Origin of the sequence: Candidatus Kirkpatrickella diaphorinae, assembly GCF_025736875.1 — a bacterium.
Classification (GTDB): Bacteria; Pseudomonadota; Alphaproteobacteria; order Acetobacterales; family Acetobacteraceae; genus Sorlinia; species Sorlinia diaphorinae.
The window spans coordinates 1523667-1550666 of sequence record NZ_CP107052.1; the positions used below are offsets into that span (position 1 = coordinate 1523667).

A 27000-nucleotide genomic window follows, 5' to 3' on the forward strand; every position below is an offset into this window, starting at 1 on the left:
AGCCCCAAGATGAGCCAATGATGTGAGATGACGGTGTCCCGCCTGATTTCCCGTATTAAAAGACGTGCTGACCGGAGAGAGCTTCGTCTTTCCCTTTCCTCCCGCGCGCTGCGTGATTTTTCAGTGGCAGCACCATGCTGAGGGCAATAGCAAAGATACTGATCATGGCAATGGCATAAAGACCGGCCTTTGGCGTTTCATAAAATCGATCGGCGAGTGAACGGATATTCGGTGCGAAAAATCCGCCCAGATTACCGATGGAGTTGATCAGCGCCACCACAGCCGCCGCGCGCTTGCCGGTGAAAATCGAAAGCGGCAAAATCCAGAACAAGGCGGACAGCACCATAATGCAGGAGGCCGCCAGGCTGAGCCCGACAATGCCCGTGACGACGCCATGGATCGCTGACAACACCAACCCGCCGGAAAATCCGATCAGGCACAGCACGATGCCCGGGCGCAGGCCCAGTCGCCTCTGCACAGGCTGCGGCATCAGCCAGACGGCAAAGGCAGCGGCGAGCCACGGAATGGCTGAAACAAGCCCGACATAGACGCCCTGCCCCTCATGCAGGATACGCGAGACCTGCTCCGGCAGGTAGAAAACGACGCCATAACTGCCGATCTGCATCAGCCCGTAAAAGACGACGAGGCAGATGGTCAACGGGCTGGTGAAAGCTTTCCACAACCCTTCATGGCGCGGCCCTTCAATTTCCCGGGCCTCCTCCGTCAGGATTTTATCCAGCGCGGCGCGTTCCCCTTCCGTCAGCCATGACACGACTTTCGGTCCATTCGGCAGGATGATGAAGGTGGCGATGCCCATCAGCACGGCCAGCAGCCCCTCGACAACAAACATCCATTGCCACCCGGCAAAACCCCAAAGGCCGGAAAGATGGAAGAGCAGGCCGGAAAGAGGGTTACCCGCCACCATGGCCATGGGGTAACCGATATAAAACAGGCCCAAAACCTTCGCGCGGGACCGCTGCGGAAACCAGAATGTCAGGTACAGCATGACGCCGGGGAAAAACCCGGCCTCCGCGATGCCCAGTAAAAGACGCATGACGCAGAAGGAGGTCGGGCCGACAACAAAGGCCATTCCGGCGGAAATCAGCCCCCACGTCACCATGATGCGCGTCATCCAACGCTGCGCGCCAACCCGATAAAGGATCAGGTTGCTCGGGATCTCGAACAAAGCATAACCGACAAAAAATATCCCCGCGCCCAAAGCAAAGACAGCGTCGGAAATACCAAGATCGACATTGAGCGCCTGTTTCGCGATGCCGACATTTGTCCGATCAAGAAACGCGACCATATACATCAGTAGCAGGAAAGGCACGATGCGCCGCCGCGCCTTGACCACCGCGCGGGATGCTGCGGGCGGCAACCCGTCTTCAGGGCGATTTTCCGGCGCGCTCACAGCCGGATCTCTCCGCCAAGTTCATCCTCAATATGGGCGCGGATAATCTCGTCATAGGATTTTTCCGACGTGAAACCGAGTGCGATGGCCCGCTTCGGGTCGAAGCCCCTTGCCCAGCCCAGGACAATCTTTTCAATGTCCGCATCCGGCACACGCCGGATCAGTTTTACCGCTTTCTCACCTGCGACGCGCTTCAAAGCCGCAATCTGCTCCCCGACCGTAATGGAGAGGGCTGGCATGCTCAGATTGGGGTCGCCCGCCAGTAATGACGTATCCAGCGTCGCCGCGTGGCGCAGAAACCCGACGGCAGCGCGTGGACTCGTCATCCAATGTCGCGTTTCATCACTGACAGGCAGGATCGCCTCCTGCCCGACAAGCGGCTCCCGGATAATGCTGGAGAAGAAACCGGATGCGGCGGCATTGGGCCGGCCCGGTCGCACGGAAATCGTGGGCAGGCGGATGCCGACCCCGTCGAAGAAACCCTTGCGGCTGTAATCCTGCAAAAGCAGCTCACCAATGGCTTTCTGCACGCCGTAACTTGTCTGCGGTGTCAGGTGAAAATCATCTGGTATGATATCCGGAAAATCACCGCCGAAAACCGCATTGGATGAGGCATAAACCACGCGCGGCACCCAGTTATGCCGCGTCCTGTTGAGGCGGATCGCTTCAAATAAAGCCTGCGTGCCTGCGAGATTGACATGGTAACCTTTTTCAAAATCGCGCTCCGCCTCACCTGAAACCACAGCGGCGAGATGGAAAATCACATCCGGGCGCGGCGCGACAAGGTCATGGATCACTTTCACATCCGCGATGTCACCTGTGACAATGCGGGATTGCCCGGCAAAAGAGGGCAATGTGCGGGGCGGCACGACATCTGCCAGCGTCAGCTGCGTGATGGGATGGGTCGCGATTTGCGGCTGGCGGGCAAAGCTCTCAATAAGTTTGCGCCCGATCATCCCCGCAGCACCGGTGACAAGAATATGCATCGCTCATTCCCAACATTTATATGTTATATTCTGTTTATGAAATTGAGTTTATTGAGCGTTAAATGTGACGACTACCTCAAATTTTCGAATGAAGTGATCTGATTATGCGATCACTGCTTCGGATAAATGGGCGCGGACCAATGTCGCCGCGGGGCTTAAAGTCCGGTTCTTTATCGTGATGACGTGATAATTCCCTAATAAATCCGGTAAACTGATATCAAGTGATGTGATTCCTGGCCAGTTGGAAAAGCTTTGTGCAACGGATTTCGGCACGATCGCGCACATTTCCGAGCTTTCGACAATTTTGAGTGTTGCGTAAGTTGACGCCGTCTCAATTTTACAGCGCGGGATTGAGACGCCACTGGCGATAAACATCGTGTCAATGGCGCGTCGCATCGGGCTTGGCGCCGTCTGCAGCACCCATTGCAGCCCGGCAAGGTCGTGCAATGTCAGAGCCCGCTTGCGGGCCATCGGGTGGCCGCGCCGCGCAATAACCGCAAGCGGCTCAGACCTTGGACCGGCACAATCGAGCGTGGGGTCGATCACCGCCTCAATCTGCCGCCCGATCACAATATCGAGGTCACCTGCATGGAGCTGTTGCAGAAGGCGATCACTCGTATCCGTCACGAGATGCGTCGTGATGCGCGGATGAGACGCTGTCAGCGCCCGCATGGACGGCGCCACCACATCGCCAATACTGGCAACAATGGCGCCCAGATGGACCGACCCCATAACACCCGTTGCATATTGGGAGAATTCCTCCTGCAATTTGCGGGCCTCATGCAACATGCTTCGCGCCGTCTGGGCGGCGATCTGTCCGAGCGCGTTCAGTTGCAGGCCCCGCGCATGGCGAGTGCAGAGAGGCGCGCCCGCGAGGGCCTCCAGCTCCGATAAAAGGACGGAGCACGAAGGCTGCGTCATGGCCATATATTCACTCGCGCGCCGCAGGCTGCGTGTCTCGGACAAGGCCACCAGCAGGCGCAGATGCCGCAATTTCAGTCGGGAAAGAAAAGCCGAGCGCGCTTCGTCCATTCTGCACCGCGTTTTTATTCAGAACGGCCCCGTTTAAGGCGGCCTTCATTCATTACGGCTTTTTTAAACCAATCTGCATCCCGTGCCTATCTCCGGCAGTTCATCGACGCTTCGACCATTCGTAAAGAAGCGAGACGAGAAGGGCGCCCAGCGCGACAGCTTTCGGGCCAAGCGTGTTGGCCGCCCAGATCATTTTACGCATGGCGCGGTCCCGCGAGTCGCGCGCATCTTCCTGTCTTTGCAGCATTTCCGAGATTTCCACCAGTCGACCATTCTGCTCCTGCCCCTGCACGAAAAGTTGTTGCACCAGCACGTCAAGACGCGTCAGATTTTTTTCGATGGATCGCACCTCCTGTCGCAGCACTTCAAATTCCGGTCGCTGGATGTAACTCGTCGGGGTTTCTTTTTCCGTCATTTTTTATATATCTCGGATCTACTGGGCCATCGGATGCCACCGATCCTCCCAAATCATTTTCAGCCTAAAATTTCTTGACATGACGCGGCGGGTTTATCCCTGCGCCTGCGCCGCAACTTGCAATTTTTTTCGTCGAGCCCTCCGGTACAATGCGGCTTCGCGCCAGATAACGACGCGTGCCTGAAATCATCCAACTGGCACGTTGGGCAACGCCGTGACCGCGTCCCGGCCCGCACTGATTTCTGTCAGAATTCTGAGATAATCGGCCCAATCTGGCGGCACGGATTTTCCCATCAGGACAAATTGGTTGAGGACGGTCTCACGCGCCTGGAAAAGGCGCCTCTGCGCCATGATGACGCGCGCCTCCCTTTCGGACAGACCCATCCCGTCATCCTCCCATATGGGCATGAGGTCCGCACCACAGCCCCGCCGCAGGCCGGGCTTTGGCGGCGCGCCACTGAAAGCACGAAAAACATGGTCCGGGACAGGGCGTGCATCATCCGGCCAGCTCCCGTTCCGCTCATAAACCGGCCTCAGTTCTGAGGGGTAAAACCCCTTCATGGTGGGCGACCAGTAAATATCGTTCGTCATCGTCAAAATCCGATCGCAAGATATGAGCCGGAAGCCTCATGCGGCACATTCTGCCCGGCCGCAGAGAAAAGGCGGGTGACTGCGATGAAGCCGGTGGATGTCCAACCTTCAAACACGCCATGGACGGTGGGCGTGGCGTTGAACCATGTGCCCTGCGCCGCGGACTCACATAAAATCACGGCCGCACAGGTGGCGGGAAAATTTGTGGGGAATTCGACGTTGGCCATGCCCCTCATATTATCTGTCTTGTAGAAGCCCCATTGCAGCATCACGCCGCCCGGCAGCATGCTATATCCGGGGTTCTCGCGGCGGACTCTCAGGCCCGCACCCTCCAAAATCATCTGCAGGACATAAGGGACGGAAGGAAGGCGGAAATCTGTTCCCTTTTTACCGTCCGCGGTGACAAGCGGGCCTTTCCCGTCAGCATTTTCAAACCCTGAAAGGGCCGTAATTCCCTGTGCCGCATCAGCATCCGGATGTGAGCGAACGCAATCGGCGGTTGCCGCGGCGGCGGCGGTTTCAGCGAGATTCTGCGCCAGCGCCAGGGAGGGAAGTGTCAGTTGCCTGCCATCCTGATCAATCACCACGACAAAACTGCCGCGCGCGTCTGAAACACTGTTGGCACGGATGAGTCGGACCAATCTTTCCTGCTCGCTGGAAAGCGTGCTTCGAACGACATCCGTCAGGCGTGCCTCCAGATAGGCCAGGCTTGGCATGTCGGTCGCGCTGCCGGACAGGGTGACGGCCCTCAAAATCTCCGCAACATCACCTGTCGCCGGCTGCATCACCATGAAGCGGATTTTGACGTCTGCCGCCGCTGAAGACGGGGTGGTAATGACATCTTCCAGCAAACCGCGCCATTGTGCGCCAGGCGTGCCCGGCACGGATTGATTCTCGTCCGACAGCGACAGGTAAAAGAGACTTTCCGGCCCGTAAGTGACGAGCGCATTTTTTGGATAGCCACCGATCGATGCGGCAAAATCGGACGAGAAAGGCAGGATAACGCCCGCCTCCCCCCTCTGGCAGGAAGACGACAACATGCGCAGAATGCCATTAAGGTCCGCGCCATGGGGCGGCAGGCCACCAGCCGCGATGGGCGTCATAGTCTCCAGCGGGAAGCCCTGCCGGACGCCCACGCGCCCGGCGGATGGCTTGTCCTGCGGAAGCGGATACGTGACCGTCCCGGCTTCCGCCTCGGACGCAAAGACGCGCATGAAGAGCGCCTGGAAATCTGCCAGCTTCATCGGACGGTTCCTCCTTGCAAAAGGTGAAAAGCCTCACGCGTGCAGGACGGCGCTTTACGGGGCGACATACCGGTAGGTCAGGCGCAGCCCGCTGGGGCGCGGCAGGGCTTTAGAGGTCACGATAATCGTGCTTTGGGCGGGGGTGAGATCCCAGCTATAGCAGATCGTCATGGTTGTGGCGGATGTCTCTTCGACCCAGATATCCCCGTACGCGCCGAAGAGAGTCATGAGAATAGCGTTGATATCGGCGATGCTGCCGCTGCAGAGATTAGCCGCCGCCTTCGCCATGATCAGTTGGCGATAGGCATCATCTGTCAGGGCGAAGCCCGATGTCACCGCGGTGCCGCGATAGAAAACGCCATCATTCATCGGCCGCGCCGTGCCGGAGCGATCATCAGCCTCCTCAAAACCCAGATACTCTGTTTTTGCGACGGGGATGACGCGTGCGATCCCGACAATTCTGCCCCACACATCCAGCCCCCAGCCGGACGCCGTCTCCAGCGAAAAGACGCGCTGATACCATTGATCGATGATATTTTGCGGGTCGATGCTCTGATTAAACCCATCAAGAATCATACGCAGGCGCGGGGATGCCGCATATTGCGCCAGGATGGTCTCAGACACATCACGCATCGTGACTGTCCTTGAGGGACAGGGTAATGAATTCCTCCTGAATATAAGGAAGCTGATAGACTTCCATCGTCAGGAAAGTTCTTTCCGTCGGGATGACGGTCTTCCCGTCGCTTGAACCCAGCCTGACACCAAGAATCTGCACCCAGTCCCCCAGAGCCGCCAGGGACGCATTGAACTGGCTGGCCAGTATCTCACTCCCCATCCGCAATTTCGCGCGGCCATCCGCACTTTGCGCGGCCTGGAGGACGGCGTGACGGATCTGGTCCAGCGCATCGGCGGGGATGCGGTCATTTTGCAGCAAGGTGACATCAATATGAATGGCCACATCGTCAGGACGGCTGAAGTGAAATTCATATTGCGGATGTCGCGTCTTATAGGCTGCATTGCCATCCGTGACCGTCACGGTTTCAAGCCCATATGTCGCGCAACAGGGAGGTTTTTTCTTCAGGATCACCTGACCGATCGCCGATGACTCCCCACCCGCCACGCAGATGAAAAGGTTATGAGGTGGCAATGTCAGCGCGCCGAAACGCATCGGCTCATCTGTCGGGTTATCCGTTACCCATGCATCCACCACGCCATCAAGATCGCGCAGCGCGCCGAGCAGCGCCGCATTCGTCCCCGTCGCATTGCCCGACAGGATCTGCTGACGTCGTCGCTCAAAAGCCTGTCGGCTTTCCGTCTCACGTCCCAATGTCCCTGCATGAGGGTTGGTGACATTCTGCAGCCCTGCAACCCCGCTATAGGCGCGTAAAGCCCCTGGCGGGCATGTGATGGCGCCTGCCTGATCACATTGCAGCCAGATGGTGGCGGTGCCATTGGCGGGGAGGGTCAGATCATCCTCCGTCAGCCATGCATGACGCCCATCCGTCGCCAGCCGCGCCCCTGATTTGAAGCTCTGCCCCGGCGTGCCGGATAGGATGGCTTCCACGAGGGATGGCATCGCGGGTAATCGCGACATGAAATATAAGGCCCCGATCGCATCCTGCATGCGCCCCGCAGCCAGGGCCGGGTCAATCCCGTTAAGAAGCGCGACAAGCTGGTCGTGACAATCCGCAATGATGGCGGACATGGTCATCGCAATCTGCCCCTGCGGCGTATCGAGGGCCATATTGGCAGCCCCACCCAAAGCCGCGTTGATATCAGCCTGCACCCCTGCCAGCACATCCGGCTCTGACGGGACGACAAACCCCCGATCGGTCAGTTGCAGTTTCGGTACGGATGTCGTGGCTTCAGAACGCGACACGTGTCGTCTCCCCATTGCGCAATGTCAGTTCGATCATGCCATGCAACCGTCGGTCCGACCGATTCAGCGCGGCAATACATCGCGCACTCTTCACGTCGGGAACCGTTGCGGCGACCTCCTCGGCAAGCGCGATGAAGCTGGCCTCATGGTGGGACCGGCCAAGTAACTTGCTGAAATAAGGGAGGCCACGCCCCGTATCGTACCAACATTCACCCTGAAAAGTGCGCAGGGCGCAGGCGACATCCTGTGCGACATCATAGGGTGAGGTGCAGAGAGCGAGGTCGCCATTACGGTCCACGCATAGATCCCAGTCCGCACCATCAAGTAGAAGCGACGTCATCCGACTCTCCTTTCCCGCTGAACCGGCATGATCAGGCTATGAAAATGGATTGCGTGACGCGCACCATCGGGGCTTTCAGTCCGATCTGACGCCGTCCCGCTGATGGGGGCGTGTCATGAAATCGCGACGACGATCCCGTTTTCGACGGCAATCATATGGCCATTCATGGTCTCAAACTGCCCACTCGCCCCTGTCGCCACACGCAATTTTCCGCCCACTTCCGCGTCGCCCTTGAGGGATGTGGGGCCCTGGACTTGCAGCGCGTCACTGAAACTGGCGCTTTTCCTGACCGTCATGGTTTCCGTGACGTCGAGCCGGCTATGCAGGGTCATGCCCTCCGCCACCATGGTGATCTCGTCATTCTCAAGTTTGATATAGGTTTCCGGACGCGTATTGAGCAGCCCGCCTATGTAGATGGCATCTGCCATATCGTGCATGCGGAATGTCCGCGGATGGGACGCGGCGCGGGTTTCCTTCACGCCCGAAATATCGCGGCCGCAAATGATGACAGCACCAATATCCCCGACCTGCGGGTCAAGGATGATGGCCGTTTTACCACCCTGCACCCTGATATAAGGGACATTGTAGATAACATCATGCGGGACGGCATGTCCGTCCCCCGTCTGTTGCATTACAAGCGGCAGCACATCCACTGAACCAACCGGATCGGTCCCCTCAGCGTTGACGGCAACCACCTTCACCAGCGTATCGGCCCCCATCATCACCAGCATCCGGCGGATGGGTGAATTGATCGCATTGAAAGACTGCGCACTGTCGAAAGGCCGCATGGAACCATGGTAAAGCCCCGCCTCCAGAGGCGGGAGCGCATCGAGATTGTCATCCATAACCACCCTCCTGATGAAATGATAATATGCGCCCCGCCTCAGATATGGAGGATGCTGGCATTCAACTCGGTGAACCAGGCGCCACCCGGCATTTCAGCGTCCAGCGCATGCAGGATGCGATTGATCCGCCAGAACCCGTTATACGGTGCCCAGGCGCGCCCCACATGTCCCTCCCCCGTGCGAACCGGCGTGATTTTCGCCCCAATCGCGGGGAGGAACGGGCTTTGGACGCGGATTTTCCCGAAAAACTGCAGTTGATGACTGAAAATCATGCGCACGCTGATCCCGGTTGAGGAATAAGATGGCGTGCCGATCATCCCCGTCTCAGCGGAAATCAATGTCGCGCTCTCATCCGATAATGCCGCATCTTCCGGCCATACATCCAATGCGCTTCTGCCAATGTGATAGACGGATCTGATCGCGTAGCTTAGCAAGGCGATCTGCTGGGCGGCCGTTCCGGGCAGATTGGGGTTGGCGACCTGCGCGGTCACGCCATGGTCACGCAGCATCAAGCCCGATTTGGCGGCGATGAGCCGATAAATATCCGCCGCCGCGACATGGCCTTTAAAAGATGTCGCGGCAATCGGCCGGGCCGCCGCAATGCAGCTTGAAGACGCTTCGACGACAAAGCCGATCTCCGGCATGGTTGAAAAATCAGCCGCAGCGCTGACAATCCCGCCTGAGAAAACCTCGACCCGCCCCATCACTTTATCTTCAACCGCGACGGATACGTAATTATCCGAGATGGTTGCCGGTGCACGATGGATGACGCTCAGCCGGTTGATGATATTCAGTGAGAGTCCGTCAATGCGAAGAGACGCCGTCGAGCTTGCTTCCATCCCGGTTTCGAGAATTCGGCATCGCACGCGGTAATCCTCCAGGACAACCGCATCCGCCTCCCGCGCCGCGCCGAGACCACCTTGTGTGATGTTGAAAGTCACGACCAGTTTGCGTTTCTCAAACGCGATCGCGCCTGCTTCCTTTGAGGTGAGGTCAGCGCACATGATGGCCCGCGACGTAAATCAACATGAAACGATCCGTTAGCCCGGTATAATCCGGGTCACTCTGCCCGATCAGATCGATAAAAGTGAGGTCGCCCGGCGCGTCGAGATAGGTTTCCCGAATCAGCCAGGTGCGATCACGGCAGAGGCGGTTAAGTATGATGGGTGTACTGGCACAGTAAAGGGAAAGGTAAAGCCCGCTCTCCCGCTGCTGCACATCGACCCGCATGGATTGCCCCGATAATGAGACGCGCAGGGACTGGGCAGGCAGGCTCGAAAGGGGGATCTGCACGCCGCCGGAGAAGGCGACAGGGTTTCTCACAGAATTTCTCCGGAGAGAAAACGATCAATCGTGGCGCTGTCCGCCCCCGAGTCATCAGAGAGGGGAAGAGACTGCACGACGCCGGACGCAAGGGTCGGCGCCGCGGAGGCCCTGCGCGTTGCGGGCGCCTGCGTTACGCGGCTGCTGCGCACTTCACGGATTGTGACCTCCGCGACAGGCATCGTCACGCCGGACTCAACCCGCCGCGTAAAACGATATTGGCTGACATTGCCGTTACGAAATTGCTGTTCCGGCATGCGGATATCGTAGAGCTGCGTGTCCTGAACGATATCTTCCAACCGGGAAAAAAAGCTTTGCCTGACCCGCAGCCCGTCATCACCAATCAGCCCGCCGATCAGGCTGCGCAGCGGGTCATCAACCCGCGTCAGGAGCCCCCCCGTTTCCGAACCGTCACACAGGAAGGAAATGACGCAGACCCACGGCAGCGCGACCTTGTTATAAGCCGCGAACTGCCCATTCTCGACCGGCGCGGTGCTGATGTCGAAGCTCCGCTGGAAATCAAGCTGCCACACATGCGCGGCTGTCAGGACAGCCTCCCCATTTTTATCGAACAACCCCCAATTGCGCGCCGCGAGACTGGTCTCCAACCTTGAAACGATCTGGCCGAGGGCCGTGGAGGCGGCGGCGGACACGCCTCTTTCAACGGACTCGCCCAGAAGCGCCGGGACACCGATCGCTGTCGGGACTGTCCAAATGGCGGGGAGTGGTAACGCAGGAAAGGCCATCAATGGGCTCCTCTCACGATCACGGGAATATCAAACAGGCACCGCCATCGCCGGGGCGCACCGTCATATCGGCGCGCGTCGAACCGGTGATGCGGGTGGGTGCGGCTTCGCGCCATCGCCTTGCATCGGCGGAGTACGCTTCAACGCGTACTTGTCGCACCCCATCGGGAGATGAGCCGCGTGGTGAAAAACAGGCTGGCCAGTTCAATCATTGTCTGCGTCACAATCACGGCCGGGATGACAGGAAGCCCACCGGGCACTGCCAAAGCCAGCGGCAGCACCACCAGCGAATTGCGCGTCCCCGCACTGAAAGCGACCGCGCGGCCGGACGCCGCCTCAAGCCGCCATAGTCGGGCAACAACCCAGCCGAGACACGGCGCTGCCACGGAAAAGGCGATGTAAAAAGGGGCCACCTGTAAAACGTCGCGCCACGCGCCGCCGAGGTGAGGCGCCATCGCGGCGACAATGATGAAGAGGACACAGGCTGTGGCAGGCACAGGCAAAAGGCTGAGCAACGAGGCGACAACATTGCCCTCCATCGTCCGCGCCGTCAAAGATTGCGTGAAAAAAGCGAGGATAAGGGGCATGACGATGAGCCATATAAAGGCGCGGAAGAACGGTGCTGAATGCACGATCCCCGTCGTTGACGCCCCCAGAAGGAGGTGGAGATAAAACGGCAGAAGCACCATCTGAGTGATCAGAAGCACGGGCACGGCCCCCAGCAACCGCCCGGCATCTGCACGCCCCAAATGGGCGAACGTCACAACGTAATCAATGCACGGGCAGAGCAGAACGATGAGGACGCCCAGCTTAATGACGCGATCATGCGGGAGATAAGGCGCGAGCATCGCGACAAAAAGCGGCACGATGACGAAATTCGCCGTCAATATCGCGCCGAGAAAGCGCAATTGGGTGAAGGCCCGCCCGAGGGCAATCAGGGGTACCTGCAAAAATGTTGCGTAGAGCATCAACCCGAGAGAAGGATTGATCAACGCCTCCAGCCGGGTCGCCTCCGGCACCGTCATGGCCGTCAGAAGCGCCAGGATTACCGCGATGATGTAAAGCGCGCTCTGGTGATGTTCCAGTCGATTTTGGATTTTGAGAAATCGGTTCATCAAGACCACCCGAACTGGCTTACCTCGGCAACCCGCCCCCATCATCAGCTCAACGCCTCAGAATGTCGGTTGGCGGCGCGTAACCTGGTTGAAGATCGCGTCAAATGCCGCCAATGGCGTGATGACCGCCTTTAACCTATTCAGCGCGACGTGCCCAGCCCATGCGAGGCGACGCGCCATCGAGGTCGGTGTCCTGTCGATCGCCCTGTCCCGCCTCACATCAACCCGATATTCGCCTGTCCGGCGAGGAGTGTCTCCTGAGAGAAGGGCGATGTGAAAATATCCGCCCCGCCGGAAATGACCGGATTGGCTCTGTCATCATTTGGCCACCCGTCCTGACGCGTGACCATGTGGTCGCCATCTCTTTCACCAGCCTGACGCGTTTCGGAATTCTGCCGGGGCGGAGCCATTGCGAATTGCGGCGCATTCTGGAGAAGGTTGCGCCATAATGCCCCTTGACCGTTTGAGGCATCATTGCGGCGGCCATTTATGACCGCGCCTGGTGCTTTGTTGTCATGACCAGCTTCGAGCCCTTCGTAAGTTGTTCGTCGCCCCGCGGACAAGGGAAGCGATAACACCGCGCGAGAGAGACTCACACGATGGGGCCGACCGGATGTCCGATCCCCCTTTCCGCGCCCGACATCACGTTCCGCTCGGCGTTCCTGATGGAAGCGCGGGTGATGGTGAGCCACATGGCCGGGAACAGAATTTTCGGGTCGATTTCCGTGGCCGGTTTTCGTCTGTCCTGATTGCGATATGCGTGTAAGCGGGCTTTGGGGAAACATCGGCCCATTACTCCCGGTAACGCGCTTAATCGCGTCACGCCGGAGCGGGTCGGAGGCCCGTTTTATCATCACGGCTGACAGCGCATTTGCACCGGTGCTGCGGTTAGCACGCGGGGAGGGTGCGCGGCCCTGTGCAAACAAGCCGGGATGGTCGCGGCGAAACTCTCCTTCGCGCGTCTTCGCACGTCGCTGGGATGTCGGACCGGATGCGTCAGTTCCTTGATGCGCCCGCAAGCGCGCAATGCCCGGTCGCGGCGCGCGGCGCGCCCGCATGGCGTGCGGTGACCCGCGCATAGCAACATGGCGCGCAACGAGGTCGGCCTCATGGCCGACCGTGAGAACGCGGCCAGTTAACTGCCGGACTGTCACCGCGGCAGCATTTTGCCGACGGGGGAAATGCGTCGCACGTGCCTGCCCCGACGCGCGTCGCCTGGCGGATGTATGTTTCCGCCATTGTGAGGTCCCGCCTGACCGAGAAGGAGCAGCAATTTCCGTCACGTTTAATTGTCGTAACCGCCTTGTCAAAGCCGGTACGGTAGCAAGAGCGGGGCTTGATACCGCATGGCGCGCGGCGCGACCGCCTACACGTGCCCCACCTGCGCGTTGAGGATCGTGCAAGGGTGGCGACGCGCGGCGTTTCCGGCTTGCACGTCCCTTCTCAACTGCCGAGGACGGGCGCAGAGACAAAGCCCCGCCAACGTCACGTCGCCATCGCTTCCCCGGCGAAACGGCGTGTGACGTCCCGATGGCGACCCTCCCCCGACGCATCATTGGAGGATATGCAGATGATCGGCGATGCGCAGCGCCGCCATGGGCCGGTCGAACGTATCGCCCCTCACGCCTTTGTTTCATAATGTCAGAGACACGTTGTCCTCGTAAGTGACGCGGATGTCGCCGCGCCGGGCTTTGCGTGCCGCCAGTTTGCGAAGCCGCCCGTAAAAGTCGCATCAATCCGGGTGCGTGATGCGATTTACCAGCGCGATGATGGGCGTGCGTCAACAAAGCGGCTGGCGACACGCCCTTTCGGCGCACCCGTTTCGGCCTTTTCAACGTCACGTTGAAAACCCGTCCTGCCGGAAAAGCCTGTTTCACGGCTCGCCTCCCTGACAATTATAGGCGTTGACCATCGCCGCCTCGAAGAGGAGATGAAAATCCTCGCTGTCATAGATGGTCTGCAATTCATGCAACGTGGCGAGGCGGGTTTGCAGCACCAGGGCGAAGGCGTTGGACAGGTTTACGCAGCGGGCTTCGGCGCGTCTTCTGCCCCCATATCCGACGTCGCTTTCCCATCGGGGGAGAAGAGGCGTTGCACGCCCGAAAAAAAATCCGTGTGCAACCGGAAAACCGCCTCCCGCAATATCGCGATGGTCAGCGCGTCCTCGATATCATCGGGCCGAAGCGGCACTTCGACACCCGGATGACGCGGGTCCGGCCGGCGGAAAACACAATCTGTCAGCGCGTCAAAAAGGGCGTCCGCCGTTTCAGGCGGGATATAGGCCAGGAGTTCAAGACCCCGCCCGACCAGGCCCGCAATGCCCTGCTCAATATCAAGATCCTCAATTTCAACCTGGCTTTGCAGCAAGGCGTAAATGACGCGTCGGCCCCAGCGATCCGCATCCCAGGCCGACATACGCCGGATATGAAAGGTTTTGCCGTAATCATCACCCGGTTCAGAGATGGTGATTTCAATCTCACGCCGCGCCATTAAAAGCCAACGGGGAAGACCCGCTCCCACCGAAGTCTGAAGGCGCGATTTGCGAGGATGCGCGTCCCATCCGGCAGGGGCGCGCCGGACAGCAGAACGCCCTTGCTGAATGTGTATTTTCGACTGATGCCGGGCAGGGTCAGCTCCCCATCCAAGCGGTAAATCGTGCGGGAGGTGGTTTGCGCGGTCATGATGACTTCAAAATCCACAACGCTTGAAGATGCCGCGCTGAGATATAATGTCATATCGACGGGGCGCGGAACAAACCCGGCATTGAGGTGCCCGTCAATGCTCATCTGCGTCTCGACCTGGTCCAGCGCATCGGCCTCCCAGGCGCGATCTGTCCCCCAGTTCTCAAGCGTGATCGGGGCGTTGAACAGCGTTTCGACCGTAAGGGTGAAAACCCCGTCAGCTGACGTCAGATTGCGCGCCATTACACCACCTCCACAACGTTGAAATCGATGCTTTGCACGCTGCCGCCATCACTATACCAAATCATGGCTCCGGGGATCTTGCGTGCAGCCCTTTGCTCCGGCGTGGCGGAGGACGCGCCGGGATGCAGATAATATCCCTGATTGAAAAGCTCATTGGAGATATCGCGCCCGGCAGCGCGGTTGACGGTATCTTTCTGATCTGGCGATAAGGTGACGCCTGTGCGGATGATCCCGAAATTTGCCGCTCTGCCTAACACATCACGGCAGGCGGCGGTGATCATCGCATCACCTTCAGGGGTGAAAGGGATGGCGCGCTGCTGAATGAAAAGTGTGATCAGCGCATATTGGAGCTGATTGGCCAGCCATGTCTGGCAGATCAGGGCATCTGCCCATTGGCTCGGCCCCAGAACGCTACCATCATAGAAAAACGCGAAGCTGCCGGTCGCGGCGCCGTAATTGCCGTAGAAACTGTAATTCCCCTCCAGCAATGTCTGGGCGTCGGCGGCCTTGGAAACGCTTGGCGTCACGAAATCACTTCGCGTAAAGGCCAGAGCGCGCCGCCCGTCCGTTTGATCGAAATCGAGCGTGGCCATCCATGTCAGCGCCAGCGCGGCGGCTTTGGAATCTTTGTAGATAAGAGAAATATTCCGCGTATTCGCGAGCCCCTGGAAAAACCGCCCCAGAGACCATTTGGAAACATCTGACCCCTGATCCCTCGCAAGGGCATTGATGTTATCGTCCCAGATGACGGCCCAATAGCGCGTATTAAGCAACAGCCAGTAAGCGAGGCTGCGCGCAACATCCTGTGACGGGACGAAGGCCGGTGCAAAACCGACCCAACTGCTCCAACCCTGCGCGACCTTATCGAGATCGTCTGAAATCTTGCTGGCATCATCCGACACGCCCGCAAAGAGAATTTGCGTGGGCAGACGCGACACGTCTCTCAACCCGCCGAAAATCACCAATGCCATCTGATGCTCATTCGAGCCGGGACCGAACAAAGACGCAATTTCCGTCGGAGAGTCAGATGCGATGACGTCGCCCGGTCCGACAACGTCCATATTATGCGTCAGAATAAGAGGGTCGAGGAAATTGCTGGGGGTTTGCGGCGTGATGACACGCGGGACGACATTGACGATTTGTGAAAGGGGTATGCCAGACAAAGCCGTTTCTCCTTTTTCATTCGGCTCGGTGGGTCGGCGCGGCCTGGATCGCGGCGGACTCCGCCATTTCAATCCGGGCCGACATGGTCTGATTAAGCTGGAAGGCCAATTCCCACTTCCAGCCCAAAACGTAACCGCGCGCATCATCCCGTGCCACGTCACTGACGGGAGACGATGCTTCGAGCGGTGTCACCTGGTTATCCTGTGCGTGAAACCACGAGATGACTGAAGGATCATTGAAGTGCAGCGCGATCCAGTGACTGATCGCCTCCGCATCGTCTCCCGCGATCGTCAGCTCAACGTCGAGGCGCAATATCGTGTAGGTCGTGACCGCATTTTCCGAGAAACCCCGCCATGGCCTTGAAAGCCACGTCGTCAGGATGGGACGCATCAGGACGTAAAGCCGGGTCGGCACCGGAACGTCATTTTGATGCGCCCTCATAATGACCGTCCCCTCGGGCAGGAGAGTCAGCAGCCAACGCCGCAACAATGTCAGCGCCGTCGACACGTCCGGTTTGGGAAGAGACTGTTCCATGACCATTATCCTGATAAGTGACCCGGCCGGGGCATGACGCAATCAGGCGGCGACGCCCCGCTCGCGGGTGGCCCTGTGCGGTGCGGCGTTTCCTTTTGGCGTCCCGACACTCTCACTGCCAAAGCAGCGTTCCGCGCTCATGACCCGAGGGGAGGAGAAGAGATTGCCGGCATGGCATGTCACAGCGCCTGCATCATACGCGTGGCGCTGTGACATGGGCGTCAGACATCCGTGTCATCCATAGACAGAGCCTGATGGGATAAAGCGCGGCATGCCCGACACCGGTGCCTTAAGCCGCCACCTCTTTGAATGTCACGACGCTATTCGCCGGGATGGACGTTTTGAAGCTGTTTGACGATTTGTCCAGATGGATATCGTCCAGTTTTTTCCAGTTATTATCGTCGCCTTCTGCAGTCAGATAAGGCGTCAGCGCCTGAATGCCGGAATCGACCACCTCAAACTCGATATCGCTATCAAGGTCACTCTGGTTGATCATGACCATTGTCAGGGAGTTTGCGGCGTTCGGGTCCTTATAGGCTGAATAGAGGACGCCATTATAGGACGTGTTTCTCGACGTTTTGAGACGCGTATGACCGGGGCTGATGAACTTCGTATAGTTGCCGTATACGGAATATACTTTCCCCTTAATGTAGGTCTCGCCATCCGTTTTGATCAGGCATTCATTACTCGTCTTCTCAACGCCAAGCCAGAAAGTGAAGGCATTGACGTTTCCACGTGTGAGAAAACCATGAAGACTGGAGGCAAACTCCAGACCTTTCTTCATGCTCGGGTCGAACCCAGTGGTTTCCGAGATCTCAGTGATCCATCTCTGCTTGCTGAAGCGGTCGAAAACCCAGTTATAGGATTTCTGATTATAGGTCACACTCTGGTCACCACCGAAAGGATTCGGGATGGTGTAACCATGACTGGCGCTGATCTCCACCTTATCGAGTGTGCCACTCAGCCACATGATGCAAAGACTGCAGAATGTGTAGATATCGGACACCGCCCAGTTGGCGCATTCACCGATAATCGTCTTGGTGTGGGAGCCGAAGCGATTAAGCGTCACGTGCAGCTTGGGCACAAATCGCGCGACATCTGTCGGCAGCCAGATCGTACCGGCCCAGCTTGGGGTCGGAAATTGCGGCTCATTCATGGGGGAAACAGCATAAAGCGGAATGCCTGCCGCTTCAAAATCCATGCTGATTTTCAGGATATAGCAGCAGAAAACATCATCATATTTTGAGTCGAGCCGGTTGAAGTTTTTTCCCTCAATCTGACCGGGAATGGTTTTCATCCAGGCAGGCGGTGACCAGGTGCTGGCAAAGATCTTGTCGATGTCATATTTCTGTTTGGCGTTTTTCAAGACCCAATATTGATTGATGGAATCATTCAGGTCCGAGCTTTTATAATCGTAATCAATTTCAGCCCGTAAAATGGACAGATGCAGACCCTCTTTTGAAAAAAGGTCACTCAACATGCTGTCCCGGTTTTTATCTTCGTAAAAAACCGTTCCGCGCCCCGCGAACACGCCGAAACCGTCAATCGCCTGGGCGGGCGAGCTGTAATAAATTTTCTCCTTCTTGTCCCAAAAGAAACTCAAAGGTTCGGACTTGCCGGATTGCTGCGCGTCCTCTTCCGCTGCGACGGCACGGTCAGGGCGTGCGCTGCGCAGCGACTGGATTTGCGAGAGTATATCTTCAATTTCCGATAAAACGCTCAGATCATAAATATCTCTTTGCGCGACGAGATCACTCACTGAAACGCCGTAAAAATAATCCGAAAATTTAGAGTAATCGAGCGCCGACCCGTCGAAATCATCACGTTTCATGATTTCATTGATGGCGTCTTTTGTCTCCTGCAGCATTTGAAGTATGACATCTTTCATTTTATTCGTTCCATTATTAATTTTATTTTTCGGATCTTATGCGTAAAATTTCATGATCAAATAATCGTCGAACCCCTTTAAAGGCTCGGAAACGCGGGTTTCCCCGTCTTTACGGGACCGGCCACGCGCATCTCATGAAGTGCGTCGCACCTGACGCAATCAGGAGGATGATCATCATGGTGAGGCAACTTCACGGCGTATTTTAAGGAAACGTGAAGTCCGTCATGCCGGGGAGATGGTCATGCGCGTCACGAAGTGGCGATCCCGTCTTCAGACACTGTGGAGACGTATGCTCAGATTAATTCCTGTCCGTTCCTCAAGTGACATTAGCGCGGCGTCAAAATATGACGGCTTAATTCTTGTCCTTGAATTGCAGGGCTGATGCCCGTGAGATATTCCGCCTTCCTGAAAGTGAAGATCCGCAATGCAACGTGCCATCCCGCCCCCATCTTGAGGCGGTCATATCAAGCCGTCCCTGAAGGCGGCGATGCAACGCCTTGACGGCCCACAGCGTGACGCCGCAGCGAGGCATAGGGCTCGGACCCTGTGCGGAAGCCTGATGTGAGGCCCTTCCCCGACTGGGAAACATGCGCAATACTGGCCTTTGTCGTTTCCATGCGCATTGGCGCATCGATATCGCTCTGCCGCGTCACGATAAGTTTCGACCAGCCCTCCTGATCCCAGACCTCCAGCACCTGCGTGACCCGCCAATCCGCCCCGAAGAACCTGATCATGTCACCCCCGCGTTGACGGGACGCACTGAGAGGCTGGATCGGGTGCTGGATGTAGACAATGCGATGCTCAGCCTGACGCGGGAGCTTGTCGAGCAGCGAAATTTCGGCGGAGGTTGCGGCCTGGACCTGCAACCGGACCGGAATATCATCATGTTCCACGCGCGCCGTTCCGTCATCGTCAATGACAGTGCGCGATGCACGACGCCATATCCCTCCGACACACACATGTACGCGCCGCAGCGCTGGCCCTGCAGCCTGAATGATCGACATGGCTATCTCCATGTTTGGTTTGAAATTGGGAAATTGGGGATGTGCGCGGCGCCAGCCTGCAACCTCGCTGGAAAACCGCGCCCGCATCGGACGCATCCCGCCCGTCAGAGGCGCCCCGCCTTGAAACAGCTCAGAAAACGGGGCCAGTCATCACGGCCAGATTTTTGCCCGTGACGCGCGCGCCGGGATAAAGCGCATACTGCGCCACGCGGAAATCGCCTGCCAATAAGCGGCACCGAACTGGCTTTGCATAAACCACGTGGCGGATGGCGGTTGACCCTGCAGATCATATCTGACGGCGATGGAGCCCTGACGTGCCTCCGTGACCGGCCCGACCGACCCCGGCCCCGCGCCGCCCTCCGCCTCCGGTCGAGACAGCCAGGCGAGATGCGCCACGAGAAGGTCAAAGAGCCAGGCCCGATTCTTCAGGTCGCGGACGATACTTGCCGCGCTGTTATTAAGGTAGAGATTCTGCGCAATTTCGAAAAAGGTTTCAGCCCGCGCCTCCGGCGTGAATTCCGCCATTTCGGGAAAATGCGCGGCCCATTTGGCGTAATCGAACCTCACCACGCCATCACCGCCCGCTTCGGAGGAAGCGGTGGTGGCAACATGTCCCGGCGCGTTAATAGCCTGCTTCCCTGACAGGGTCCCGTCACGGTCATCAGATGCTGTGTCAAGCGGGGCTTCCGGCTTTCCATCTGCGTCAGTTCGCGACGTGAGGTGCGGATTAACCTTCAAATGATCCCCCTCGGCCGCGGCGCGCGCGGGTGGCGTATCATCCGGCGCGCGGGGTTCCTCATCGGACATGGTTCAGCCCCCTGTCATGGATGTGTCCGCACTGACGGATGAAAGCGGCAATTTGTCCGGGTCGAGACCCTCAAACCCCGTCGGTGACTGCGCCCATTCACCGGCCTGATCCCGTGCGCGGCGTCGGGTCGTTTCCGCAAAGATCAAATTCTGACGCAGGAGGTCATTTTCCTTATTCTGCAGGACCCAGGCCTCCCAAAAATCCTGGGGAACAAGGGTGACGCCGTGACAGCCCAATATCCGGTTATCCCGAATATCGAAACGCGCATCCTCCCGGGCACCTTTGAGACCCACCTCAGCGATCGGCCGCAGCAACGCCGTGACAGGCTGGCCCGATTGGTGCGCGTGGCGTCGGGCCAGAATATCCTCGGGGTCATAAAGTCGCAGGATGACGCCGGAGGGGACCCGGCAGATCACATGCACCATATCACCGGCTTCGGCCGCACGACCCTTGTCAGAGGGGGCTTGCGGCGTTTTCCGACGATTGCGCGGCGCTTCAGCGGGTTGAACGCGGGTTTTGAAACGTGTCAGCACCGCTCAGATCCCCACCATCGTGGCGCAGGCCTGTGGACGCCGCCAGACCGTGCCCCAACCGCCCTGCGACATTTTCTGCTGCATATAACTTGAATATGTCTCAAGCCGGTGCATCAGCAATTTTTCAGTGAAGGCCGTTGTCACTGTATCAACGCCATCGAGGCGCGGTACGAATAATTGCATCATGGCTGTGCTCTGCGCCCCGCCGGATAGTGACGGCCCCGCTTCCGGCAAGGTGCGGATCACCATGTTCGGGAAGCCTTTTTTAAGCATATCTTCCAGAGTCAGGCCGTAAGAGACGATATATTTCAGCACCGGGGCACGCTCGGACGGGATGACAGCGACAAGCTCCGTCTCCGTATCGATCTGGCCCGCCAATTGCTGTGTCAACTGCGTGAAAAGCGAGACAAAATCGCCATAGACGGCGATGGCGTCATTCGTGTCCGTCCAGCTCGTCACCGTGCCTTTGCCACCTGGCGAGGCTTTCGCGGTGGGCTGGATCGCTGCCGGAAGGCGCGGGTCATTCAGCGCGCCATAAAGTGCCCTTCCGTTGATGCCGAAGAGGTTCATTTTATTGGACGCCTTGTTGAGGACGGTCGCCCCGGCCAGGCGTTGTTCCGTCGCCAGCGCCACCCCAGCGAGCCCCAGCATCTGCACGTCCAGGTCTCCATAACGCGCCCAGGTCTGGAAATAAAAGGAATCGCGAGAGGCCCAGCTGATATGGGTATTCGCCACGCCGCTGGGCTCGTAATCCCCATAAGGCGCCACGTAACCGGCGCTTTCCGCTACCGGGAACATCATGGTCCGACGTGTGCGGTCACCTTTTTTGCCACTGCCATATATTTGTTCCGACCGGGTCGGCGTAACCAGCGCGCGGACGACCTGAGGGTCGATCGTAGTTGTCAGCACATCGGGAATGCCCGGCAGGGGCCTTGTGCCGGAAGCATCATCCATCGCGCTGAGAGACTGGGGTTCCGTCGCGTAATGGGTGACACCGGGCAGGTGAATACCCCAATCCGCAGCGAGGCGTTGCGCTTCCTGTCGAAATGGCACCATCAATGCGTACTCCCCTCGCGTGAATGGCCGACGGCCGAAATAACGATGACCTCCCCCGCCTGCCCGCCCTGCGCGACGGTGAAACCCGTCGCGATGACGTCGGCCGGCACCTGGTCCGGAGCGGATGTGATGATCGCACCCGTGCCGGGTTGCGCGAAGACGGACTGGCCAGCCGAGGCGATCGTATCCGTAATGACAAAAATATCGCCGGCCCGCGCCACGGTCACCGCGTCGCCCGCAGGGATTGTCGGGAGTTGATCATCCGAAAGGGTGAGCATCGTGCTGTCCAGACGGCGCAGGACGATGCCAAGGGGGGCTTCCGTCGCTTTCGGCGTGTGGCTGACACTTTGCCCGGCCCAGCCCGAGGCAGACCCGACAAACGCATCATCCTTGAGCCAGACGAAGCGCCCGACCGTCAGTCCTTTTTCATCCGCTCTCATCCCGACACCGCGCGCGATGGCCGGGTAATAAGGATTGCAGGACGCGATATCGCCGGGAAAGCCAATTTTGAGGTCGAAACTCAGTATTTCTGGTGTATCCATCTCATACCTCCTTACAGTTTTTTGGGCACCGCAATGCCGCTGAGTATGGAGTGTGCTGCGCGATTTGGGGGGGGCACGCTGGCAGCCTTAGGATCACAATTGCTGAAAACGGAGTGGGCAGATGCCTGCATCATGGCGCTGCCATGCATGCCTGCCGCCCCGCGTGGCGATGGCATATCTACAAGCTCGGAAGGCGAGGAAGCCGCCCAGATCGGACCGTCATCCGCCCGCCCCCCGATCAGGGACGGGTGGGGCATGAGCCCGATACGGCTTGAAAATCGATTGACCAGAGCGACGACCGCCGGAAGCGCCGATGGATGGATGGAGGCGGCGGGCAGGTCGATCTGCTCCAGCGCGTAACGGTAGATATCCTCCGCATCGTCCAGCCCCATCACCTCACCAACGAGGGGCCGAACGGCCTGCCGCGCCGCTTCAGCACGCTGATTGCGCAGACGCTCCTGCCGGATGGCTTCATCGAGGGCCGCTATCGCCGTCTCGTGAGGGGTCAAAGCCGCCTGCGCCGCGTCCTCCTTCACCCCGGCATCGCCGGATGCAGATGGTTCCGGTGCCGCGCCTTCCTCCACATCTGACACGTCCACTGTCGGTTTTTCATGTCGCTGCGCTGGAATGACCGACTGAATCTCATCTGAGACAATGCGTCGCAGCCAGGCTTCAATGGCGTCGAATGGCGTTTCATCAGATAATGTGCCGTGGCGCAACGCGTCTGAAAGCGTCTGCGCGAATGATTGGAGGGCCGCGCCTTCCTGCGCTGGTTCGGGATCATCCTCCCGATCGGGCGACGCCTCCGGTTTTCGGCCCGCATCCTGCTTGCCCGCAGATGGCGCGGCATCCTGCGAGCGGGCGTCACGTTCCGGCGATTCAAGCAACGGGGCCTGATCACCGATGACGGCGCGGGGGACGCGGGGCGTCTCGACCAGCGCGAGATGATTGAAACGAATATCGTCCATTTTCAGGCCATATTCCTGGCCTTCACACGTGCCCGCCTCTGCCACCACACGGTAACTGTAACCCGCTGAGACGCCGCGTCTGACGCCTGCGGCGATGCTGTCAATGGCCGCATTATCCCAGAATGTCAGGTCCGCCGACACGGCCTCGCCATCAAAGACGGCCTTCCCGACCGCGCCGACTGTGATGCCGCGCGGATGTTGGGAGGCCGTAACGGGCAGATGGGACAGCAAAATCGGTTTGCCATTGAAGCTCGATGCCGCCCGCTCAAGGACGTCAGCCGGACGATAGACCGGGTAAATCCGGTCCGGCTTCAGGCCAAGACGCGCATGGTCCGGGATTTCCCGCCCCCAATAGGGCGAGATGCCCGCCGCACTGAGGACGCATGTCGTGATATGAAGATGACCATCAGCATCGATATGTCGGACCGTCTCATCCAGCGCCATCACGGTTTGGAATGGCGCTGGCGGGGACGACGGTGGATCATCCAGCCATTGGGGGTCCTTGCAGGGACCGGGGTGGGTCAATTCCATTTCAGTCACCCTGTCTGTGGCCCTGATCTTTGGCGCGATCGGGCGTTTATTGTTATTTTTCAGCTTCGAAGATGGAACATGCAGACCGGGGCGACGCGGCATCGTGAGGCGCGGCCTGTCATGTCAAACGAAGCATCAGGGGCGACGCGTTTGTATGACAGACCATCCTTGATGGTCGAGGCCATGCGACGCGTCAGCGCATGCCACATAAAAAGGGCGCAGACTTTCCCGTCCGCGCCCTTTTTTTTACTTCATCGCGTCAAAGAGGCGCGATGTGGATCACTTACATATTGGGCAGGACGGGCATGTAATTGAAAAGCTGCATCCCGAGGCGGATCGTCATGATCACGAGCACCAATGTGGAGAGGAAAAATATGACCGACCGAACGGGAATGATATTGACAAGGCAATGCCAGAGGCTGTGCAGAACGCGCAGAATGACATAAGCCCACGCCATCCAGACGGCGGTGAAATCAGCATGACCCGACAGCATGGTGATCAGGGCGAGCGCATAAAAAATCGTCGGCTGCTCAAACAGGTTATTGGCGTTGTCCCCTTTCCAACGTGTCCGGGGGGAAAAATGTTGTTCCGCCTCGATTTTAGTGGCGTAATTACCGGGGGCGTTGCCCGCGCGCGAGGCACGCATCATTTCGGGCATACGCACGACGGCCATCCAGATGACAATCAATAACGTCCAGGCAATTAACGCCAGAATAGGCAAAAACATGGTTCACTCCTTAGCTAGCTGATTTGACACTAAACTTCGGTTGCGCGAGCCAGTTTCTTTAATGAGACTTTAAAAGATTGGTTTAGAGCGTGGTTTGTGACTTTTGTACCATTCACGCGACATTGTCGAATCGTTGCCGCCCTGCCCCCGACATGTGTGACAGGCCGTTAACAACATGTATATTTACAGACCCTATACCGTTGAAAAATTTCAAAAACCCGTCTCGGGGACGTAATGAAAGCCGCTCTCACCCGGGGCGCTTCAGACCGTATCAACACCCGGAACGCATAGATAAAAGCAGAAACGTGCCGCCATATAAGTGAGGTCAAGCGTGAAAAAAATATAGAGTATAAAGCGCACGGCAATGGCATTGACCAGGCTTTGCCACATACTATGCACGATCCTGAGCACGACATAGATCCACGAGGCGATGAGAAAAATGCCGTCATCGACACCGCTCAGCGTCGCAGCGAAACACAGGGCGTAAAAGAGGATGGGTTGCTCAAGCAGGTGATTGGCATTGTCACCGATCCACTTCACTGTATCGGGGAGGGCCGGCTTGTCTGTTGCCGACGGCGAAGCCGCATCCGTTTCCACACCGCGCTGCGCGTAGCGCACCGCCAGCATGACGCGGGCGACGACCATCCAGAGAGTCATGAAGAGCGACCACACGATCAGTGCGATCATGGGCAGGATCAGGGGCGGGAAATCCGCATTTTCCCCGATATACTGAAACATTTTTAGCGCGATCTTCCCGTCGAGGTTACAGCGATGCCTGGGGCGAAACTTTCATAACGAAGCATTAAGCATAAGGTGCAACCGGCCCAGCGGCAAGGCGTCTGCGCGCCTCGTCGCCGGAGACGATCCCGCCTTTCACCAAAGCGGAGACGGTTTCCGCCCTTGACCGTTCGGTTTCAGCGCGGGTTTTTTCATCCATCTGCCATAAGGGGTTGAAGATGAAATCTATTTTCGGATCGATTTCGCCCCACAAATCAAGCTGGACGAGATCAAGCACACGCTGCACGATCGGGCGGATCAACGCCTCCTGGAAAGCTGAGATTTCATCGTAAAAGACACGGATCTCCCCATCGGATGAGGCATTCAGCCCGGAAGGCTGCAACCCGAAAAGCTTGACGAGCGGAATACCCGGGATTGACGCCATGGCTTCCATCGATTGTGCGAGGAGCTTATCTAACCCATTGAGGGGCGTTGAAAGAATTTTGGCATCCTCGGCATTTTTATCCGCGATAATGGTGGATTGTCCCTCCGCAACATCCTGCATCAGCGCCGCGCGCCCATGGATCGAGCTGGCGTCAATATCCGCGAAAGACATGCCGGGATAGGGGTCAGGGCCGGTCATCGGGGCCTGCATATTACCGGCCATATCGGTCAGCAACACAAGCCGTGAAAAGTTTGCCGTAATCCCGGCCACGGCATTTCGCGTGCGGAGGAAATTATGCACATAGCTTTTTAATTGCTGCGTCAGTGACAGCCCGCCAAAATTGAAGGCCGGTTTAAGAATATCCGACACTTCGTAAGGCACCATCGTCAACAGGCGACTACGGTCGACAAGCCGCCCCTGCACCCACCAGTTGCGGGGCCGGTAATGGTCGGGGGAAAGCGGGTTATCCACGTCATAACTGTTCGGGGTTGTCCAGACAGGCTCAATGGCGACAAGGCGCTCAAGCGTTGCACGCCCCATCCCTTGAGGCGTGGCGCGCAATGGCGCGGATTGCGCCGCCGTATCCAAAGACTGGTTTTTGAGGCCGACCCAGATATGGCCAATTCCGTATGTCAGGGCTTGCAGAACCTGGCGCTTGACGACATCACGCAGCGCCAGTTTGCGGCATGATTGCTCAATCTGGTCGAGACGCTCACGCGTTGCGGCATCATCATGCCCGTGACCGCGATAAACAAAACGCAACCAGGCGCGCGTGCATTCCCGCGCGATGACTTCACATGGCTTCCGAAATTCAGCGCGCTGCGCCATTTCGGCGAGATGCGCGTAACCCGGAAAGCCCAGCCCATCCGCAATGTAATTTTCGACGAGAGACGGGTTCGTGTCCACCCAATGGCGCAAAGCCGTCAGACTGGCATCCATGGCCACACGGTCAAAGCCGGGGCCACGCACGCCCTGAGGGGGTTCATAGGGCGCGAGACGGCCCTCCAGCGCCTGTTGCGCAAGGGCTGGATGGCGTGCGGGACGGTCATAACGGAAGCGACGCCGGGAGGGGTTTTCACCCGCGGAAGGACGCGTCAAAGATGCCGACATCGTGGCGCCGGCCCCGATCGAAGAACGAAGGATTGGCTCCGCCCTTTCCACCATAGCGCGTGACCGCCGCGTAAAAAAACGCGCCTTTCTGCGACGGGTCAGGTCCGACATGCGCTTCATTC

General features: G+C 58.3%; 30 protein-coding genes. 1 reads left to right on the plus strand and 29 read right to left on the minus strand.

Features of this window, described 5'->3' with window-relative positions:
- Positions 1-55: 55 nt before the first annotated feature.
- The 15 genes from N5W20_RS06745 to N5W20_RS06815 form a co-directional block, all read right to left on the minus strand.
- Positions 56-1411, minus strand: a complete 1356-nt coding sequence (locus N5W20_RS06745; RefSeq protein ID WP_319806394.1) for an MFS transporter — start codon at positions 1409-1411, stop codon at positions 56-58.
- The gene (gene denD / locus N5W20_RS06750) at positions 1408-2397 is read right to left on the minus strand and encodes a D-erythronate dehydrogenase (RefSeq protein WP_319806395.1); all 990 of its coding nucleotides are present in this window, start codon (positions 2395-2397) and stop codon (positions 1408-1410) included. The genes N5W20_RS06745 and denD overlap by 4 nt, the downstream gene beginning before the upstream one ends.
- A gap of 102 nt (positions 2398-2499) precedes the next feature.
- Positions 2500-3429, minus strand: a complete 930-nt coding sequence (locus tag N5W20_RS06755) for a LysR family transcriptional regulator (RefSeq protein ID WP_319806396.1) — start codon at positions 3427-3429, stop codon at positions 2500-2502.
- 100 nt (positions 3430-3529) lie between these two features.
- A complete protein-coding gene (locus N5W20_RS06760) occupies positions 3530-3844 on the minus strand; it encodes a hypothetical protein (RefSeq protein ID WP_319806397.1) in 315 nt (104 codons plus the stop codon).
- 186 nt (positions 3845-4030) lie between these two features.
- Positions 4031-4435: a hypothetical protein gene (locus N5W20_RS06765; RefSeq protein WP_319806398.1), complete on the minus strand. Its 405-nt coding sequence runs from the start codon at positions 4433-4435 to the stop codon at positions 4031-4033.
- Positions 4436-4437: 2 nt separating this feature from the next.
- A complete protein-coding gene (locus N5W20_RS06770; protein ID WP_319806399.1) occupies positions 4438-5679 on the minus strand; it encodes a gp53-like domain-containing protein in 1242 nt (413 codons plus the stop codon).
- Between the two features lie 54 nt (positions 5680-5733).
- Positions 5734-6312, minus strand: a complete 579-nt coding sequence (locus N5W20_RS06775; protein WP_319806400.1) for a DUF2612 domain-containing protein — start codon at positions 6310-6312, stop codon at positions 5734-5736.
- On the minus strand, positions 6305-7558 hold the full coding sequence (locus N5W20_RS06780) for a baseplate J/gp47 family protein (protein ID WP_319806401.1): 1254 nt from the start codon (positions 7556-7558) through the stop codon (positions 6305-6307). The genes N5W20_RS06775 and N5W20_RS06780 overlap by 8 nt, the downstream gene beginning before the upstream one ends.
- Positions 7545-7898: a hypothetical protein gene (locus N5W20_RS06785; RefSeq protein WP_319806402.1), complete on the minus strand. Its 354-nt coding sequence runs from the start codon at positions 7896-7898 to the stop codon at positions 7545-7547. The genes N5W20_RS06780 and N5W20_RS06785 overlap by 14 nt, the downstream gene beginning before the upstream one ends.
- 113 nt (positions 7899-8011) lie before the next feature.
- Positions 8012-8743 (minus strand): Gp138 family membrane-puncturing spike protein, encoded by a 732-nt coding sequence (locus tag N5W20_RS06790; RefSeq protein WP_319806403.1) that lies wholly within the window; start codon positions 8741-8743, stop codon positions 8012-8014.
- Positions 8744-8781: 38 nt separating this feature from the next.
- Positions 8782-9747 carry a baseplate hub protein gene (locus N5W20_RS06795; protein WP_319806404.1) on the minus strand — a complete coding sequence of 322 codons (966 nt, stop codon included), beginning with the start codon at positions 9745-9747 and terminating at the stop codon, positions 8782-8784.
- A complete protein-coding gene (locus N5W20_RS06800; RefSeq protein WP_319806405.1) occupies positions 9737-10066 on the minus strand; it encodes a phage baseplate plug family protein in 330 nt (109 codons plus the stop codon). The genes N5W20_RS06795 and N5W20_RS06800 overlap by 11 nt, the downstream gene beginning before the upstream one ends.
- The gene (locus tag N5W20_RS06805; protein ID WP_319806406.1) at positions 10063-10812 is read right to left on the minus strand and encodes a hypothetical protein; all 750 of its coding nucleotides are present in this window, start codon (positions 10810-10812) and stop codon (positions 10063-10065) included. Before N5W20_RS06805 ends, N5W20_RS06800 begins: the two co-directional genes overlap by 4 nt.
- 140 nt (positions 10813-10952) lie before the next feature.
- Positions 10953-11927 carry an arsenic resistance protein gene (locus tag N5W20_RS06810; RefSeq protein ID WP_319806407.1) on the minus strand — a complete coding sequence of 325 codons (975 nt, stop codon included), beginning with the start codon at positions 11925-11927 and terminating at the stop codon, positions 10953-10955.
- Positions 11928-12142: 215 nt separating this feature from the next.
- The gene (locus N5W20_RS06815; RefSeq protein WP_319806408.1) at positions 12143-12337 is read right to left on the minus strand and encodes a hypothetical protein; all 195 of its coding nucleotides are present in this window, start codon (positions 12335-12337) and stop codon (positions 12143-12145) included.
- A gap of 962 nt (positions 12338-13299) precedes the next feature.
- Here N5W20_RS06815 and N5W20_RS06820 point away from each other — a divergent pair.
- The gene (locus N5W20_RS06820; RefSeq protein ID WP_319806409.1) at positions 13300-13566 is read left to right on the plus strand and encodes a hypothetical protein; all 267 of its coding nucleotides are present in this window, start codon (positions 13300-13302) and stop codon (positions 13564-13566) included.
- Positions 13567-13946: 380 nt separating this feature from the next.
- Here the strand turns inward: N5W20_RS06820 and N5W20_RS06825 are convergent, their stop codons facing one another.
- The 14 genes from N5W20_RS06825 to N5W20_RS06890 form a co-directional block, all read right to left on the minus strand.
- Positions 13947-14417: a hypothetical protein gene (locus tag N5W20_RS06825; RefSeq protein ID WP_319806410.1), complete on the minus strand. Its 471-nt coding sequence runs from the start codon at positions 14415-14417 to the stop codon at positions 13947-13949.
- Positions 14417-14851, minus strand: coding sequence for a phage tail fiber protein (locus N5W20_RS06830; protein WP_319806411.1), 435 nt, complete (start codon positions 14849-14851; stop codon positions 14417-14419). Before N5W20_RS06830 ends, N5W20_RS06825 begins: the two co-directional genes overlap by 1 nt.
- Positions 14851-16014, minus strand: a complete 1164-nt coding sequence (locus N5W20_RS06835) for a DUF3383 family protein (protein WP_319806412.1) — start codon at positions 16012-16014, stop codon at positions 14851-14853. Before N5W20_RS06835 ends, N5W20_RS06830 begins: the two co-directional genes overlap by 1 nt.
- A gap of 16 nt (positions 16015-16030) precedes the next feature.
- Positions 16031-16549, minus strand: a complete 519-nt coding sequence (locus tag N5W20_RS06840) for a hypothetical protein (RefSeq protein ID WP_319806413.1) — start codon at positions 16547-16549, stop codon at positions 16031-16033.
- 289 nt (positions 16550-16838) lie between these two features.
- Positions 16839-18437: a glycoside hydrolase gene (locus N5W20_RS06845; protein ID WP_319806414.1), complete on the minus strand. Its 1599-nt coding sequence runs from the start codon at positions 18435-18437 to the stop codon at positions 16839-16841.
- A 464-nt stretch (positions 18438-18901) separates the two neighbouring features.
- Positions 18902-19441 carry a hypothetical protein gene (locus N5W20_RS06850; protein ID WP_319806415.1) on the minus strand — a complete coding sequence of 180 codons (540 nt, stop codon included), beginning with the start codon at positions 19439-19441 and terminating at the stop codon, positions 18902-18904.
- A gap of 150 nt (positions 19442-19591) precedes the next feature.
- Positions 19592-20248, minus strand: coding sequence for a DUF4054 domain-containing protein (locus N5W20_RS06855; protein WP_319806416.1), 657 nt, complete (start codon positions 20246-20248; stop codon positions 19592-19594).
- A 3-nt stretch (positions 20249-20251) separates the two neighbouring features.
- Positions 20252-20782, minus strand: coding sequence for a hypothetical protein (locus tag N5W20_RS06860; protein WP_319806417.1), 531 nt, complete (start codon positions 20780-20782; stop codon positions 20252-20254).
- 3 nt (positions 20783-20785) lie between these two features.
- Positions 20786-21838 carry a hypothetical protein gene (locus N5W20_RS06865; RefSeq protein ID WP_319806418.1) on the minus strand — a complete coding sequence of 351 codons (1053 nt, stop codon included), beginning with the start codon at positions 21836-21838 and terminating at the stop codon, positions 20786-20788.
- Positions 21838-22380 carry a structural cement protein Gp24 gene (locus N5W20_RS06870; protein ID WP_319806419.1) on the minus strand — a complete coding sequence of 181 codons (543 nt, stop codon included), beginning with the start codon at positions 22378-22380 and terminating at the stop codon, positions 21838-21840. Before N5W20_RS06870 ends, N5W20_RS06865 begins: the two co-directional genes overlap by 1 nt.
- An 11-nt stretch (positions 22381-22391) precedes the next feature.
- Positions 22392-23879 carry a DUF2213 domain-containing protein gene (locus N5W20_RS06875; RefSeq protein ID WP_319806420.1) on the minus strand — a complete coding sequence of 496 codons (1488 nt, stop codon included), beginning with the start codon at positions 23877-23879 and terminating at the stop codon, positions 22392-22394.
- Between the two features lie 283 nt (positions 23880-24162).
- The gene (locus tag N5W20_RS06880) at positions 24163-24606 is read right to left on the minus strand and encodes an MAPEG family protein (RefSeq protein WP_319806421.1); all 444 of its coding nucleotides are present in this window, start codon (positions 24604-24606) and stop codon (positions 24163-24165) included.
- Positions 24607-24867: 261 nt separating this feature from the next.
- Complete coding sequence (locus tag N5W20_RS06885) at positions 24868-25344, minus strand: MAPEG family protein (RefSeq protein ID WP_319806422.1); 477 nt, start codon at positions 25342-25344, stop codon at positions 24868-24870.
- A gap of 64 nt (positions 25345-25408) precedes the next feature.
- Positions 25409-26998: a phage portal protein gene (locus N5W20_RS06890; RefSeq protein ID WP_319806423.1), complete on the minus strand. Its 1590-nt coding sequence runs from the start codon at positions 26996-26998 to the stop codon at positions 25409-25411.
- Between the last annotated feature and the right edge of the window lie 2 nt (positions 26999-27000).

Bases quoted from the DNA above. Each gene is read 5' to 3' on its own strand.
- N5W20_RS06840 (WP_319806413.1), bottom strand. From the start codon at position 16,549: ATGGAACAGTCTCTTCCCAAACCGGACGTGTCGACGGCGCTGACATTG.
- N5W20_RS06830 (WP_319806411.1), bottom strand. From the start codon at position 14,851: ATGGCGCGCAATCTGACGTCAGCTGACGGGGTTTTCACCCTTACGGTC.
- N5W20_RS06865 (WP_319806418.1), bottom strand. From the start codon at position 21,838: ATGGTGCCATTTCGACAGGAAGCGCAACGCCTCGCTGCGGATTGGGGT.
- N5W20_RS06770 (WP_319806399.1), bottom strand. From the start codon at position 5,679: ATGAAGCTGGCAGATTTCCAGGCGCTCTTCATGCGCGTCTTTGCGTCC.
- N5W20_RS06875 (WP_319806420.1), bottom strand. From the start codon at position 23,879: ATGGAATTGACCCACCCCGGTCCCTGCAAGGACCCCCAATGGCTGGAT.
- N5W20_RS06805 (WP_319806406.1), bottom strand. From the start codon at position 10,812: ATGGCCTTTCCTGCGTTACCACTCCCCGCCATTTGGACAGTCCCGACA.
- denD (WP_319806395.1), bottom strand. From the start codon at position 2,397: ATGCATATTCTTGTCACCGGTGCTGCGGGGATGATCGGGCGCAAACTT.
- N5W20_RS06755 (WP_319806396.1), bottom strand. From the start codon at position 3,429: ATGGACGAAGCGCGCTCGGCTTTTCTTTCCCGACTGAAATTGCGGCAT.
- N5W20_RS06785 (WP_319806402.1), bottom strand. From the start codon at position 7,898: ATGACGTCGCTTCTACTTGATGGTGCGGACTGGGATCTATGCGTGGAC.
- N5W20_RS06795 (WP_319806404.1), bottom strand. From the start codon at position 9,747: ATGTGCGCTGACCTCACCTCAAAGGAAGCAGGCGCGATCGCGTTTGAG.
- N5W20_RS06850 (WP_319806415.1), bottom strand. From the start codon at position 19,441: ATGTCGATCATTCAGGCTGCAGGGCCAGCGCTGCGGCGCGTACATGTG.
- N5W20_RS06890 (WP_319806423.1), bottom strand. From the start codon at position 26,998: ATGAAGCGCATGTCGGACCTGACCCGTCGCAGAAAGGCGCGTTTTTTT.
- N5W20_RS06885 (WP_319806422.1), bottom strand. From the start codon at position 25,344: ATGTTTCAGTATATCGGGGAAAATGCGGATTTCCCGCCCCTGATCCTG.
- N5W20_RS06845 (WP_319806414.1), bottom strand. From the start codon at position 18,437: ATGAAAGATGTCATACTTCAAATGCTGCAGGAGACAAAAGACGCCATC.
- N5W20_RS06870 (WP_319806419.1), bottom strand. From the start codon at position 22,380: ATGGATACACCAGAAATACTGAGTTTCGACCTCAAAATTGGCTTTCCC.
- N5W20_RS06855 (WP_319806416.1), bottom strand. From the start codon at position 20,248: ATGTCCGATGAGGAACCCCGCGCGCCGGATGATACGCCACCCGCGCGC.
- N5W20_RS06880 (WP_319806421.1), bottom strand. From the start codon at position 24,606: ATGTTTTTGCCTATTCTGGCGTTAATTGCCTGGACGTTATTGATTGTC.
- N5W20_RS06825 (WP_319806410.1), bottom strand. From the start codon at position 14,417: ATGGCGCGGCGTGAGATTGAAATCACCATCTCTGAACCGGGTGATGAT.
- N5W20_RS06775 (WP_319806400.1), bottom strand. From the start codon at position 6,312: ATGCGTGATGTGTCTGAGACCATCCTGGCGCAATATGCGGCATCCCCG.
- N5W20_RS06760 (WP_319806397.1), bottom strand. From the start codon at position 3,844: ATGACGGAAAAAGAAACCCCGACGAGTTACATCCAGCGACCGGAATTT.
- N5W20_RS06815 (WP_319806408.1), bottom strand. From the start codon at position 12,337: ATGGCTCCGCCCCGGCAGAATTCCGAAACGCGTCAGGCTGGTGAAAGA.
- N5W20_RS06810 (WP_319806407.1), bottom strand. From the start codon at position 11,927: ATGAACCGATTTCTCAAAATCCAAAATCGACTGGAACATCACCAGAGC.
- N5W20_RS06790 (WP_319806403.1), bottom strand. From the start codon at position 8,743: ATGGATGACAATCTCGATGCGCTCCCGCCTCTGGAGGCGGGGCTTTAC.
- N5W20_RS06765 (WP_319806398.1), bottom strand. From the start codon at position 4,435: ATGACGAACGATATTTACTGGTCGCCCACCATGAAGGGGTTTTACCCC.